This window comes from Amycolatopsis echigonensis (assembly GCF_002846615.1).
Lineage (GTDB): Bacteria > Actinomycetota > Actinomycetes > Mycobacteriales > Pseudonocardiaceae > Amycolatopsis > Amycolatopsis echigonensis.
Genome location: NZ_PJMY01000003.1, coordinates 1,157,414 through 1,171,552, shown reverse-complemented (window position 1 = coordinate 1,171,552; position 14,139 = coordinate 1,157,414). Strand labels below are relative to the sequence as shown.

Here is a 14,139-nt window from a genome sequence, read left to right as displayed (position 1 = left end):
GGTCGCCGGCCCGCCCCTTCCTTTCCCCCTTCGCGGAGGTACGAGATGGCTAGCACGTTGAACACCCGCATCGAGGTCACCGGGCCCGCCGATGGCCGCTTCGCCGAGATCCTCACCCCGGCAGCACTGGACTTCGTAGCCAAACTCGACAACACCTTCGCCGGACGCCGCCGCGAACTGCTCGACGAACGCCGCCGTCGTCGCGAGCGGCTGCAGTCGGGGGAGGAGCAGCTGGACTTCCTGCCCGAGACTCGGTCGATCCGGTCGGACGAGAGCTGGCACGTCGCCCCGGTCGCGCCCGGTCTGGAGGACCGGCGCGTCGAGATCACCGGCCCGACCGACCGGAAGATGACGGTCAACGCGCTCAACTCCGGCGCGAAGGTGTGGCTGGCGGACTTCGAGGACGCGACCTCGCCGACCTGGCACAACGTTATCGACGGCCAGCTCAACCTGTTCGACGCCATCCGCCGCAACATCGACTTCACCACCGAGGCCGGCAAGCGCTACACGATCGGCGACGACCCGGCGACGATCGTCGCCCGCCCCCGCGGCTGGCACCTGGTCGAGAAGCACATCCGCATCGACGGCCGCCCGGTTTCGGCGAGCCTCGTGGACTTCGGGCTGTACTTCTTCCACAACGCCCGGCAGCTCCTGGCGCGCGGCAGCGGCCCGTACTTCTACCTGCCGAAGCTGGAAAGCCACCAGGAAGCGCGACTGTGGAACGACGTGTTCCTGCTGGCGCAGAAGGAACTCGGCATCCCGCGCGGCACCATCCGCGCGACCGTGCTGATCGAGACGATCACCGCGGCCTTCGAGATGGACGAGATCCTCTACGAACTGCGCGAACACGCGGCCGGCCTGAACGCCGGACGCTGGGACTACATCTTCAGCGTCATCAAGAACTTCTCCGCGCACGGTGCCGACTTCGTGCTGCCGGACCGCGCTCAGGTCACGATGACGGTCCCCTTCATGCGTGCCTACACCGAACTGCTCGTCCGCACCTGCCACCGCCGCGGAGCGCACGCGATCGGCGGGATGGCGGCGTTCATCCCGAGCAAGGACCCGGCCACCAACGAGAACGCGCTGGAGAAGGTCCGCCAGGACAAGGAACGCGAGGCCGGTGACGGTTTCGACGGCTCGTGGGTCGCGCACCCCGGCCTGGTCCCGGTGTGCCGCGAGGTGTTCGACCGCGTCCTCGGCGGCTGGCCGAACCAGCTCGGCAAGCTGCGCGAAGACGTCACGGTCGAAGCTTCGGACTTGCTCGACGTCGCGAGCGCCGGCGGCGAGGTCACCGAAGCGGGCGTGCGAGCGAACATCAACGTCGCCCTCCGCTACATCGACTCCTGGCTGCGCGGCACCGGTGCCGCGGCGATCCACAACCTCATGGAAGACGCCGCGACGGCCGAGATCGCGCGGTGCCAGGTGTGGCAGTGGATCCGCAACGGCACGAAGCTCGAGGACGGCACGGCGCTGACCCACGAGCTGGCCGTCGAATTCCTGGACGACGAACTGGCGAAGGTCCGCGCGGACCTCGGCCTGTCGGCCCGCCTCGACGACGCTCGCGCGATCTTCACCGAGACCGCTCTCGGCGAGAAGCTGCCGAGCTTCCTCACGACTGTCGCCTACGCCCGCTACCTGACCGAGCGGTGACAGGCTCCGGTCGCCAGTGACCTGACCACCGGCGACCGGTTACCCCGCACCACATTTTGGGATGGTGTTGGGGACGGGTCCGGTGGCGGAGGCTCCCCGCCACCGGGCCCGGGTCTTTCCGGACCCGCGCTCTTTCGCCGTTGAGAGGCGAGGGGCGCGGGTTTTCGGTTTCACGGAGTTTCCAGTGCTTCGGGCTTGGGCCCTGCTTGGGTCTCGCCCGCTTCCGCGCGTGCTCGGCCGCTGTTCGTGCCTGTGCGTCCCGCGGAACGGGGCTGCTGTTCGGAGCCGCGCCGCCGTGGTCGCTCAGTGGCGAATCCCTACATGGCCCTAGGGCTCGTTTGCTCCCGCCCCGCTCGGGCCTTCTGCTCCTGCAGATGGTTCGGCCCGCATGAACCGGTCCGGACGTGACCTCCAGGCCCAGTCGCCTGCGAGGCCCGTGCCAAATCCATGCCAGGTCGACATCGCCCTGCGCTGTTCAACCGGTGTCCAGATCCTGGCGACACCCAGCCGTCGCACTCCCTCACGATCCCTCCGAGAGCCCGGCTCCTCGCCCTCTCCAACTGGTTGATGCCATGGTCGGCACCACAAACTCTCGGGCCCTCGCCCTGCCCGCACTGCCGTTGCCGCTCAGTGGCGAATACCTGGTCAACGCCCCTTTCTGAGCATCCAGCCCTCTGCTGGCCACCGCAACTCAGTTCCGCGTCAGCCGCTCCAGCACCCCGATGTCCCTCTTGCCTATTTGATTTGACATACATATATTGCACAAGTAACTAACTGGGGGAGCGTCGCCGGCAAGGGTGCCGAGCAGCTTCCGACCTCATGCGCACCCGGAGAAACCATGCACTGGCTTTATCTCGGCATCGCCGTGTTCTTCGAGATCGCCTTCGCGCTCGGAGCCAACGCCGCGGACGGGTTCACCAAGCTGTGGCCGTCGGTATTCACGCTGGTCATGGCGGCCGGCGGCATCTTCTTTCTCAGCCGCGCTCTGCTGACCCTCGACGTCGGCGTCGGCTACGCGATCTGGACCGGTCTCGGCTCGGTCGGCATCGTGCTGCTGGGCGCGCTGATCTTCAAAGAGAAGCTCGACTGGCGCAAGCTCATCGGCTTCGGCCTGGTGATCTGCGGCATCATCGACCTCCAGCTGACCGGTGCCTGACCCTCGTCTTCCTTCTCCCGAAAGGATTTCCGCCGTGTCCGTTCAGCCCGAAGCAGCACCAGCCATCGCGCCAGGGAAGACGCAGACCACTCGCCGTGCGTGGGGCATTCTTCTCTTCGCCGGAGTCTGCGAAATCGCGTTCGCCGTCAGCACGGACGGCAGCCGCGGCTTCACCAACCTGCCGTGGTCGATCGCCACCGTGATTGCCGCCGCCGCAACGATTTTCACGCTCAGCCTGGCTTTGCGCACCATCGATGTCGGCGTCGGCTACGCGGTCTGGACCGGCATCGGCGCAAGCGGTGCCGCGATCTTCGGCGCGATCATTTTCGGCGAAAGTCTGGGACCCCTGCGAATCCTGTTCCTGGTAGTGATCATCGCCGGAGTCATCTGCCTCAAACTCGCCGGTGGGTCAACCGATTCGGCGACGACCGACGACTGACCGTATCCGGCCTGCGTCCCGCTGAATTCGCCAGCTGGCGGCGAACCTGCCTAGTCCTGGTCGCGGGCACCGTGCTCACGTTTTCGTCAGTACGCTGCACCGGCGCGGCAGCATTGTTTGCGACGAACCTGGAGGCCAGCCAAATGCCCATCGCGACCGTGAACGATCGCCCGATCTTCTTCGCGGACAGCGGGGGAGACGGACCGGCCTTGCTTCTAGGTCACGGCTACTTCCTGGACCACTCGACCTTCTCGCCGCAAGCAGCGATGCTCGCGCCGGAGTGGCGCGTGATCACCTGGGACGCCCGCGGCCACGGCCAAACCCCGGACACCGAACCCGGCACGTCATACACCTACTGGGACCAGGCTCGGGACGCGCTCGGCCTCCTGGATCACCTGGGCGTTGAACGCGCCGTCGCAGGTGGACTCTCCCAAGGCGGCTTCACGGCACTGCGGATTGCGTTGCTGGCACCGGAACGAGTCGCCGGTCTGGTGCTCTGGGACACGGAAGCAACACCGTGCGATCCGGTCGACAAGGCAGGCTACGGCGACATGTTCGCAGCTCTGCGCGAATACGGCCCCATTGACGACCTGACCGTACCCCTGTCGACGCAACTGCTCGGAGAATCCGACCTGCGCGACGAGTTACGTGCGCGATGGCGTGCCGCAGCCGCGCTCCCGCTGGGCCCTGCTGCGCACTGCCTGATCGAGCGAGACGACGTCTCGGGCCGCCTGAATGAAATCACCTGCCCGACGCTGCTGATGTGGGGCGAACACGACGTTTCACTCCCTCGCGACCGTATGGACCTGCTGAGCGAACGCCTCCCGAACGCCAGCGACGTGCACGTAATCCGCGGCGCGGCCCACACGCCGACCCTGACTCATCCAGAGCAGGTCAACCCATTGCTGCGACAGTTCCTGCGAACATTGGCCTGACCGGTTCCGCCAAGCCGTCCAGGTTCTTACGCAACAGAACGTCTCCTCGCAGTGTGATGGCGTGCCGATCAACCACGGTCCTCCGCTGGCGAGACGCTGACGAGGACTCAATTGCATGCACGCACATGTGCTATACAAGAGGTCTCGGCGTCATTTCTCGATGCCGGACAAGGCTTTGCCGGAGAGGTCGTTCGCGTGACCACCACACCTTCCCCTGACCGCAAGCAGGCAGGGGCGAAACTCACCGCGCTCGGCGCGATGTGGCCCCGCATGATGGCACTTCGCAGCCGCATCGACCACGAGGTCGAACAGGCCCTGCAACGGCAGCTGCACCTCGGCTTCTCGGAATTCGTCGCTCTGATGTCGCTGGCCGATCACCCCGACGGCGAACTCCGCATGCAGGAGCTCGCTGACGCGACGTCACTCAACCAGAGTTCCGCGACCCGCCTGGTCGGCCGGCTCGAACGGACCGGCCTGACAGAACGACGTCTCTGCGAATACGACCGCCGCGGCGTCTACACCGGAATCACCGACGCCGGCCGAGTCATGCTGCGCAACGCTGTCCCAGTCTACGAAGCCGCGTTGGCAAGCGCTTTCGACCGAGTAGCAGCAGACCCCGGCTACCGCGACCTCATCGCCGCCGTCGACCCTCGCTGACAGCACTCTGACCAGGCATTCGCCGCTGAACGGCGAATCTCGCAAGCCGCTGACCGACGCGTGTCTTACACCTCGAACGCATTGCCCGTCGCGATCTTCGGTCGCCCCAATTCTACCGGCTCACCGACTCGGGCCCGCCGATAAACCTCGACGGTCGCCTCTGCGATCCGGCCCCAATCAAAATCCGCGCCAAGCCGGGCCTGCGCCGCACGCGCGCGCCGGGTCGCGGCCGGAACGTCGCTCAAGACCGTCGCTACGGCCGACGCGAGGCCAGCGACGTCGCCAGGCTCGAAAGCCAGGCCGGTCTCGCCGTCGATGACGACCTCGCCGAGCCCACCGGCGGTCGACGCCACCAACGGTGCTTTTGCGGCAGCGGCTTCCAACGCGACGATGCCGAACGGCTCATACCGGCTGGGCAGCACGACTGCGTCGGCAGCTGCGAGGAGAGCTCGCAGGTCGCGGTCGGAGAGATGCCCGACGAAGTCCACCGCCCGGCGGATCCGCAGCTTGCGAGCCTGCGCGACAAGTTCGTCGTGATGTCGCCCTTTTCCGGCGACGACCACCCGGGTCCCCGGGAACTGGCGGCGGATCCGGGGCAACGCGGCCAGCAGGTCTTGCACGCCCTTTTCCCACTCCAACCGGCCGAAGAACAGCAGGAACGGCGAACCGTCCGGACTGTGCTGCTCCCGCATCCGCGCGACTTCGCCGGTCGACACGCGCCAGCTGCGTCCTTCGATGCCGTTGTGGATCACCGCGACGTCGGCCGGGTCGATCTCGAAGAGATGCGCGACCTCCTTGCGCATGGCCTGCGAACAGGTGATCACCGCGTCGGCGCGATTGGCCAGCCACCATTCGACCGAATGCACCTGCTGGTTGAGCGGATGCGACAGCCAACCGGAATGCCGACCCGCTTCGGTCGCATGGATCGTCCCGACGAGCGGCACGCGAGCAGCCTCGGCGACCGCGATCGCCGGATGCGTGACCAGCCAGTCGTGGGCGTGCACGACGTCGGGCTGCCACGTGCGGAGCAAATCCTGCGCCGCCCGGACCATGGCGTGGCCCATGGCGAGCGTCCAGGCGACAAGATCCCGCTCGAAAGTCAGGTGCATCGGGTCCTCGGCCACGCGAACGACCCGTACCCCCTCGATGACCCGATCGCTGCGCGGATGCGTCGAGGCGTCGGTGCCCGCGGTGTGCCGGCAAAGGACGACGACGTCGTGGCCCTGCTGCGCGAGGTGCCTCGCCAGCGCGTGAACGTGCCGGGCCAGCCCGCCGATGACCACCGGCGGGTACTCCCAGGACAACATCAGCACGCGCATGGCCCGAGGTTACTCGCCAGTCGCTTACCCTGGGTCGCCCGCCCGAACGACCGGCGGAAAGCGTCGCCGCCAGCCGGCGAAAGAGGGCATGAGCAGGGAAGAATCAGCTGGTCAGAGCGTTTTGCCGAAAAACGGCAACAGCACCGCCTGGTTGTCTCGCCAGCTCGCGGCGATCGCATCCCCGCAGCTCAGCCCCTTGCCGTGGACCAGTAGCGAGCGCTAGACGGAACCACGAGTTGCTCTGCCGCTACGAGCAGCCCTCACGCACAGCCACACCCCCTCGGCGTCCTGAGCTGGAGCCCGCTCACCAGTGGCTGACCAGCTATTAGCCACTGAGCGGCGAAGAGGTCGCCGACGGCCATCCCGCTGCTTCGCCTGGGGAACCCACGGCGACCAGTTGCCAGCCATCGACGATCAGCAGCCGACGTGACCGTCGAGCAGCATCCGCTCACCGGCCTCCGAACAGCCCGCAAGCTATGCCGCAGACCGCGATTCTCTGCCACCATGGCCAGTGATGACTCCAACAGAGCCCGAATGGCAGCGCGCGGATCCGCCACTGACTACCCCGTGGACCGACCGAGTCGACCCGGCCGCGGTGCTGCCCGAGTACCCGCGGCCCCAGCTTTGCCGACCGGAATGGCTGAGCCTCAACGGCATCTGGGAGTACGCAGGATGGCCTGCTTCGCCCGCGGAGCCGCGACCCGTCGGGTACAGCGAGCACATCCTGGTTCCTTTCTCGCCTGAATCAGCGCTCTCTGGCATCGGCCGACGCGACGAAGTGCTGTGGTACCGACGGCTGTTCGAGGTCCCGGAAAGCTGGAGCGGGCGACGGGTGCTGCTGCATTTCGGTGCAGTCGACCAGAAAGCCGAGGTGCGGGTCAACAACCAGTCGGTGGTCACCCATGAGGGCGGGTACACGGCGTTCTCGGCGGACATCACGGACGCGCTCCGTGCATCGGGCCCGCAGGAAATTACCGTTCGCGCAGAGGACCGCACGGACATCGAGCCGTACCCGATCGGCAAGCAGCGCAACGAACCTGGCGGTATCTGCTACACTCCGACGTCGGGAATTTGGCAGACGGTGTGGATCGAGCCGGTGCCGAACGAGCGCATATCCTCCCTCGAGATCACCTCGGACCTCTCGGGCGTGTCAGTGTTCCCGCAGGTCACCGGCGGCACTGAGGTGGAGTTGATCGTTTCGCCGCCAAACGGCGACGAGGTGGCGCGCGTTCAGAGCAGCGCCGGTGCGCGGCTGCGGGCCAACCTTCCGGAGCCGCATCCGTGGTCTCCTGACGATCCGTTTCTCTACGACATCACTGTCCGGCTGCTGGATGCGCACGGTGATGTATTGGACGAAGTCGCCAGCTATTGCGGTCTGCGAACGGTAGAAATCGTCCCGGATGTCAACGGACGGCCACGGATCGCTCTGAATGGCCGGATCACCTTCATGCACGGACCACTCGACCAGGGTTACTGGCCGGACGGCGGTTACACCGCGCCGACCGACGAGGCGCTTCGGTTTGATCTCGAAAAGACGAAGGAACTCGGGTTCAACCTGGTCCGCAAGCACGTCAAGGTCGAGCCCGCGCGCTGGTACTACTGGGCGGACCGGCTGGGTCTGGTTGTCTGGCAGGACATGCCGTCGCTGGTCGTCTCGTTCGCCGGGCCTCCTGGGCACGCGCCGGATCCGTTGCCCGAAGGACAACAACGATTCGAAGCCGAGCTGCGGGAAATGGTCGCGCAGCTGCGCAATGTCACGTCGATCGTCGCCTGGGTGCCGTTCAACGAAGGCTGGGGAGAATTCGACACCGCCCGTGTCGCGGCATTCGTAAAAGACCTCGACCCGACGCGGCTAGTGATCGCCAACAGCGGCGTGAACTGCTGTTTCTCTCGTCCGGACACTGGTGCGGGCGACATCTACGACGATCACACATACGTCGGACCGGGCGAGCCGCATGAGGGGGACCATCGCGCGTTGGTGGACGGCGAATACGGCGGCTTGGGCTTGATCCTCGAAGGCCACGTTTGGCCAGGTCCGCCCAATGCCTACGAGATGACGACCGATTCCGCCCACCTCACACGTCGGTACGCGCAGGTGAGCGAACGCCTCGAAGGGTTGGTTTCCGGTCTGGGGTTGTCCGGTGCGATCTATACTCAGACCACTGATGTAGAGAACGAAGTGAACGGTCTCCTCACCTACGATCGCCGAGTGCAGAAGCTCGACTTCGCCGATGCCGCGAACCACAACCGAGCGGTGATCGCGCGTGGTTCGCACCCCGAGGTGAAGTCCGTTGCCGAGCCGGCTGGCGAGGCTTCGGATAGCCGTTGACCTGCGATTCGCCACTGAGCGGCAACGCGAGATATGCAGTCCTGCACGGGGACTGCGGCCTGGGGGACGAACCAGGCCGACTTGCGATTCGCCGCTCACTGGCGACGAACTGGTCGACGGCGTTTCGAAGCGTGCGCGATGTCGTCCAGCCCGAACTTGCTGCTTCACCGTCGCCGGTCAGCGGCTATAGCGCCGTGGTGCCGAACTCACCTTTGGACGGCAACAGCATCCTTGGCCAGTGGCACCGGGCTGACGTTGTGGTGCGTGGTGACGTCCGCTCGCGGCGACTCACGGCGTTAGTCGGTTGTCGCCGCTGAGAGGCGACAACGCCACGGGGCGAGCGGCAGCAAATGAACGCCCGGCGTTTCGCCACTTGACGGCAACGGCACAAACCAACGGATAGTGCCATTTCCGTCAGACGCCAGTCGCCATCTGCGTTCGCTGGCAGTTGCCGAAAAACGGCGAATGCTCTCCGGCCGCGACAACGCAGACCGGAGAGCAAGGCCGAAGCTCAAGCAGGCAGAGCCGCTTCGATCGCCGCGACGATCGTCTCGTCTTCCGGCTCTGTGCGCGGACGGAAACGACCGAGCACCTCGCCGTCCGGGCTGATCAGGAACTTCTCGAAGTTCCACTGCACATCGCCGGCTTTGCCGTCCGCGTCAGGAGTTTCCGTGATGCTTGCGTAGAGCGGGTGCCGGCCTTCACCGTTGACGTCGATCTTCTCGAACAGCGGGAACGACACACCGTAAGTGGTCGAGCAGAACGTCTGGATCTCCTCCGCCGTTCCTGGCTCCTGACCGGCGAACTGGTTGCACGGGAACCCGACTACCGAGAAGCCCTTGTCACCGTAGCGTTCCTGCAGCCGCTCCAGACCGGAGTACTGCGGCGTCAAGCCGCATTTCGACGCCACGTTCACCACGAGCAGTGTCTTGCCGGCCAGCGGTCCTTCGAGAGTGGCGTCTTCGCCGGAGAGGGTCTTGAGGGGCAGGTCGCGGATTCCCATGGAATTCCCTTCGATCGTTATGCGCGAGGACGGCGCAGGGCGCGCGCGTCCAGATGTCCGAACGGGCCGTCGGCCCGGCGGTATTCCTCGGCCAGGGCAAGCGCTCGAGCACGATCCCCGCTGCGCAGCAACCCTGCCAGGGCGTCGAATCGTTCGGTGTGCACCCGGGCGCGCCGACGGGCGTAGTCGGCAGCGGAGTCCTTGGTGACCATGAACGCCCAGTCGCTGGACAGCGCCATCATCGCCTCAGCGACGGCCTGATCGGCAACGGCGTCGCGAGTGGTCCCGTCCTGCTGGTCGACCAGGTCGAGCAGGCGGGTCTGCAGAGCGGTGTTGTCCTGCACCATGTCCGCGACCTGTTCGCCGTCCCAGACTCGCCAGTCCTTGCCGGAGCCCCATGAGGACGCGGGCAGCTGGACCGGTTCGCCTAGATGGCCGGCCTCCAGCGCGCCGCGTAATGTGGTCACTCGGACGCCCGCTTCGGGCAGTGCGCGCAGGATCCCCTCGAGCCATGCGGGGCCTTCATGCCACCAGTGTCCGAAGAGCTCCGTGTCGTAGGCGGCAACCACCAGTGACTCGCTGCCGTGTTGCTCGCGGAGAGACCTCAGCCGCGCGACGACTGTTTCGACGAAATCCTTGACGTGCGAACCTAAAACGTCCGCGGCGAGCGCGGGGTCATAGGGAGCTTTGTCTTGTGGCTCAACAGTTTTCCCGGTGACGCGCGATGCTTTCAGGCCGACTTCGTGCGCCCAAGTGTGGAAATCGCGGTACGCCGCATGGCCTGGGTAGCCAGCTTTCGGCGACCAAACCCGGTAGGTGACTTCGAGATCGCGGCCGAAACAGACGACGTCGGAATCGCCGACGGGATGGGCGGCCGAGGTGTCACCATGGAGTGAAGGGCCGTCGACAAGGAAGCGTCGCACGCCAGCGTCGTGATAATCTCGTTCCATTCCCGGTGCATAACCACACTCAGGTGCCCAAATACCTTCTTGCGCACGGCCGATGCGCAGTGCGGTGTCCTCCAGCCCCGCCTGGAGGGCGAACCGTCGCACCCGCTGGTCCAGCAATGGCTGGAACGGATGCGCGAGCGGTCCGCCGAGCAGCTCGATCGTGTCACTGTCCACAAGCGACCGCAGGATCGGCGAGAAGCCGTGCCGCCAGCGCGTTTCCAGCTCCTCGGTCGCGCTCATCGCGGCCTGGTGCTCGGCGGCGGCGAGGTCGCGCAGCAACGGATCGCCGTGCCAGAGCGTCGATGCGTGCTGCGTGCGCAGCTGCCAGTGGCCGACCCAGTCGTGGCAGGCGCGGATGGCGTACGGATCGTCGAGCTGTGCGGCGAGAACTGGCGTCATGCCGAGCGTCAAGACGTCGCGTCGCCCCTCAGTGGCGAAACGGCGCAGGAGGTCGACGACCGGCAGGTAGGAATGTGTCCACGCTTGGTACAGCCATTCCTCGCCGACCGGCCAGCTGCCATGGTGCGGCAGCCACGGCAGGTGACTGTGCAGGACGAGGCAGAACGTGCCTTCGTGGGCGGAGTTCCCGGCGCTCACGGGCGCACCGCCACGGCCACCAGGTCGAGACTTGCGTCGAGGTCGTCGCTGTGCACGGCGAAGTCGTCGGCCCGGATCGCCGCGACGTCCGCGAGGAGGTCGGCGGGCCAGGTGGCCTGTCCGGGAAGGGAACCCATGACGACGTCCAGCTGAGCGTCGATGATCGAGCCGCCGTAGCGGGATTCCGTGGTACGCAGGGATTCCGCATGGTGCAGCCCGTTCAGTGCCGCGACGGTGAACCCGGCTGCGCGCAGCAGGCCGTCCATTTCGGACGGTGACAGTTCGCGCGTGTGGAACGGGTTGAGCGGAGTGTCGCTGTCCGGCGTGAAGGTGAGCCGGTTCGGGGTCGTGACCAGCAGTTTCCCACCCGGGCGCAGGACGCGGAAGCATTCGGCGAGGAAACCGTCCTGGTCCCAGAGATGCTCGATCACCTGGAAGTTCGCGACCACGTCGACCGCACCGTCGCGCAGTGGGAGGTACGCCAGGTTTGCCCGCGCGACGGCGACATCCGGGTACCGGCGCGCGACGTGCTCGGTGGTCGGCACGTCGTAGTCCAGCGCGAGCACTCGCCGGGCGTGCTGGGCGATGAGCCCGGCGCCGTAGCCCTCGCCGCAGCCGGCTTCGAGCACGGTCGCGTCGGCGCAGTGGGGGAGGAGGGCGAGGTAGGCGGCTTCATGGCGGCGGAACCAGTAATTTTCCTCGGGGATGCCGGGGACGGTCCGTTCGCCGGTGAGGTGCAGTGCCTCGGCCCGGGTGGCTGCGTTGGTCACCTGCGCGACCCTAGCGCCTGTCACGTTTCGCGCAGCCGTCTCGTTCCAGCCGTATGCAACGGACGATCACGCGCATCCTCCTGATCCTGCTCGGTCTCTACACCCTGGTGCAGGGGCTGTGGCCGCTGCTCGACCCGATGGGGTTCTACCAGGACTTTCCCGGTTTCCGGCACGGCTGGGTCTCCATGGACGGGCCCTACAACGAGCACTTCATCATCGATTTCGGCGGCCTCAGCCTGGCGCTTGGCGCGATGCTGGTCGGCGCTGCCGTGATGGGCACCACAATTGTCGCGCGGCTGGTGGCGGTTGCGGCGCTGCTGTTCGCCGTTCCGCACCTCATCTACCACGCGGGGCACGTCGGGCACTATCCGCAGCTCGACCAGATGCTCATCATCGGCGGACTGGCGGTGACGGTCCTGCTGCCGCTCGTGGTGCTTGTGGTCCCGGCGCGGCGAAACGCGGTCAGTTCGACGGCGACACCGTGATGCTGAGCGCACCCGGGCCGACGTGAGCGCCGATGACGGTGCTTGCGTCGCCCACAACGATCTCGCCCGCGCCCGGCACGCGCTCTCGCAGCCGCTGGACGATCTCGCTCTCGTCGGAACCGAAACGGGTCACCGCGAGGTCGACCGGCTGGTCGCCGGCGGCCTTCACCGCCAGGTCAACGAGCCGGTTCATCGCTCGTTTAGTGCCGGGAACGCGGGCGAGCGGGCTCACTTCTCCATTGCGGACGGTGAGCAGCGGCTTGATCGCGAACGCACTGCCGAGCATCGACTGGGCGGCACCGATTCGTCCCGATCGCCGCAAGTACTCAAGCGTGTCGACGTAGATCAGTTCGGTCGAGCTGCGCACTCGCCGTTCCGCGGCATCGAGGACTCGCTCGAGCTGTCCGCCGGCCCCGGCGACGCGGGCGGCGGACACCGCTGCGTAGCCGAGACTCATGCTCGCCGTCCCGCTGTCGAGGATGTGCACGGGAATCCGGACCTGCTGGGCGGCTTCGCGGGCGGCTTCGACGGTCTGCGAAAGCCGTCCCGAGATGTGCAGGCTCACGATGGCGGACGCGCCGGCGGAGGCCGCGTCCTGGTAGCTCCAGAAGAACGCGCCCGGATCGGGCGGCGAAGTCGTGACGGCCGCGCCGGACTTCATCGTCTGGATGAGCTCGCTCCGGTCGAAGCGGTGCTCGTCGTCCGTCTGGTCGCCGACGTGCAGCTGGACCTGGACGACACTGATTCGCCACTGAGCGGCGAGTTGCTCGGGCAGGCACGAGGTCGAGTCGGTGACTACGGCGATGTGCGCGGACATGGTGCCGGAGCGTAACCCCTGACGGCCTACTGCGAGTAAGTGACCGTTGGTCCGATCGGGCGAGCGGCGCGCTGGACGGGCTAACCGAGCAAATACTAGGGCGATGGTCCCATTAGATTGCTCATCCAGGTGAATGCCGTCACCTCGAGGGGTCCGGCCGCGGAATTGGCCCTAATCTACCGCTCAGTAGAGCACTGTCCCGCGGCCGAGAGCCGGCCCCAACCGGGAGGTCGAACAAGACCCATGACGAACATCGTTGTCCTGGTCAAGCAGGTACCGGACACCTACTCGGAGCGGAAGCTCTCCGGTTCCGACAACACCCTTGACCGCGAATCCGCCGACGCCGTGCTCGACGAGATCAACGAGAAGGCCGTCGAAGAGGCCCTCAAGATCAAGGAAGCCGGCGAGGGCGAGGTCACCGTGATCTCGGTCGGCCCGGACCGCGCGACCGACGCGATCCGCAAGGCGCTCTCCATGGGCGCCGACAAGGCCATCCACGTGTCCGACGAGGCACTGCACGGCTCCGACGCGATCGCCACCGCGAAGGTCCTCGCCGCCGCCGTCGGCAAGGTTGAGGGTTTCGACCTGATCCTGGCCGGCAACGAGGCGTCCGACGGCCGCGGTGCCGCCGTGCCCGCGATCCTCGCCGAGCTGCTCGGCGTGCCGCAGCTGACCTACGTGCGCCAGCTGACCGTCGAGGGTTCCTCCGTGAAGGCCGACCGCGAGACCGAGGACGGCATCACGCACCTCGAGGCGAACCTGCCGGCGCTGGTGAGCGTGAGCGAGAAGATCAACGAGCCGCGCTACCCGTCGTTCAAGGGCATCATGGCCGCGAAGAAGAAGCCGGTCGAGACGCTGACCATCGCCGACCTGGGCATCGACGCGGGCGAGGTCGGTCTCGCCAACGCGTGGTCGACTGTCGTCGAGGCCTCGCCGAAGCCGCCGCGCACCGCGGGCGAGAAGGTCGAGGACGAGGGCGACGGCGGCTCGAAGGTCGCCGAGTACCTGGTCGCGCAGAAGCTCATCTGAGAC

Annotated in this window: 13 protein-coding genes; 8 read left to right on the top strand and 5 right to left on the bottom strand. The window is 66.7% G+C overall.

The window, feature by feature from the left end; translation table 11 throughout:
* The first annotated feature begins 45 nt into the window (after positions 1–45).
* The 5 genes from aceB to ATK30_RS09935 all read left to right on the top strand — a co-directional run bounded on the left by aceB (position 46) and on the right by ATK30_RS09935 (position 4,837).
* Entirely contained in the window at positions 46–1,650 is a 1,605-nt protein-coding gene (gene aceB / locus ATK30_RS09955; RefSeq protein WP_101435337.1) for a malate synthase A, read from the top strand.
* A gap of 838 nt (positions 1,651–2,488) precedes the next feature.
* A complete protein-coding gene (locus ATK30_RS09950; RefSeq protein WP_101435336.1) occupies positions 2,489–2,806 on the top strand; it encodes a DMT family transporter in 318 nt (105 codons plus the stop codon).
* 34 nt (positions 2,807–2,840) lie between these two features.
* Positions 2,841–3,245, top strand: a complete 405-nt coding sequence (locus ATK30_RS09945) for a DMT family transporter (RefSeq protein WP_279629987.1) — start codon at positions 2,841–2,843, stop codon at positions 3,243–3,245.
* 143 nt (positions 3,246–3,388) lie between these two features.
* Positions 3,389–4,180 (top strand): alpha/beta fold hydrolase, encoded by a 792-nt coding sequence (locus ATK30_RS09940; protein WP_101435335.1) that lies wholly within the window; start codon positions 3,389–3,391, stop codon positions 4,178–4,180.
* 195 nt (positions 4,181–4,375) lie between these two features.
* Entirely contained in the window at positions 4,376–4,837 is a 462-nt protein-coding gene (locus tag ATK30_RS09935) for a MarR family winged helix-turn-helix transcriptional regulator (RefSeq protein ID WP_101435334.1), read from the top strand.
* Between the two features lie 65 nt (positions 4,838–4,902).
* On the opposite strand, the gene ATK30_RS09930 is transcribed toward ATK30_RS09935, so the two are convergent.
* Positions 4,903–6,156: a glycosyltransferase family 4 protein gene (locus ATK30_RS09930; protein ID WP_101435333.1), complete on the bottom strand. Its 1,254-nt coding sequence runs from the start codon at positions 6,154–6,156 to the stop codon at positions 4,903–4,905.
* A 514-nt stretch (positions 6,157–6,670) separates the two neighbouring features.
* On the opposite strand from ATK30_RS09930, the gene ATK30_RS09925 reads away from it, so the two are divergent.
* Complete coding sequence (locus ATK30_RS09925; protein WP_101435332.1) at positions 6,671–8,485, top strand: glycoside hydrolase family 2 protein; 1,815 nt, start codon at positions 6,671–6,673, stop codon at positions 8,483–8,485.
* Between the two features lie 511 nt (positions 8,486–8,996).
* Here the strand turns inward: ATK30_RS09925 and ATK30_RS09920 are convergent.
* Genes ATK30_RS09920 through ATK30_RS09910 form a run of 3 tightly spaced genes read right to left on the bottom strand, consistent with a single transcriptional unit; the run spans position 8,997 to position 11,805 of the window.
* Positions 8,997–9,488, bottom strand: coding sequence for a glutathione peroxidase (locus tag ATK30_RS09920; protein WP_101435331.1), 492 nt, complete (start codon positions 9,486–9,488; stop codon positions 8,997–8,999).
* Positions 9,489–9,505: 17 nt separating this feature from the next.
* Entirely contained in the window at positions 9,506–11,035 is a 1,530-nt protein-coding gene (locus tag ATK30_RS09915) for a 1,4-alpha-glucan branching protein domain-containing protein (RefSeq protein ID WP_101435330.1), read from the bottom strand.
* On the bottom strand, positions 11,032–11,805 hold the full coding sequence (locus tag ATK30_RS09910; protein ID WP_101435329.1) for a class I SAM-dependent methyltransferase: 774 nt from the start codon (positions 11,803–11,805) through the stop codon (positions 11,032–11,034). Before ATK30_RS09910 ends, ATK30_RS09915 begins: the two co-directional genes overlap by 4 nt.
* A gap of 53 nt (positions 11,806–11,858) precedes the next feature.
* On the opposite strand from ATK30_RS09910, the gene ATK30_RS09905 reads away from it, so the two are divergent.
* Positions 11,859–12,290 carry a hypothetical protein gene (locus ATK30_RS09905; RefSeq protein WP_101435328.1) on the top strand — a complete coding sequence of 144 codons (432 nt, stop codon included), beginning with the start codon at positions 11,859–11,861 and terminating at the stop codon, positions 12,288–12,290.
* Here the strand turns inward: ATK30_RS09905 and ATK30_RS09900 are convergent.
* Positions 12,268–13,107, bottom strand: coding sequence for a DegV family protein (locus ATK30_RS09900; protein WP_101435327.1), 840 nt, complete (start codon positions 13,105–13,107; stop codon positions 12,268–12,270). The genes ATK30_RS09905 and ATK30_RS09900 overlap by 23 nt on opposite strands.
* 243 nt (positions 13,108–13,350) lie before the next feature.
* On the opposite strand from ATK30_RS09900, the gene ATK30_RS09895 reads away from it, so the two are divergent.
* A complete protein-coding gene (locus ATK30_RS09895) occupies positions 13,351–14,136 on the top strand; it encodes an electron transfer flavoprotein subunit beta/FixA family protein (protein WP_101435326.1) in 786 nt (261 codons plus the stop codon).
* Positions 14,137–14,139: the final 3 nt, after the last annotated feature.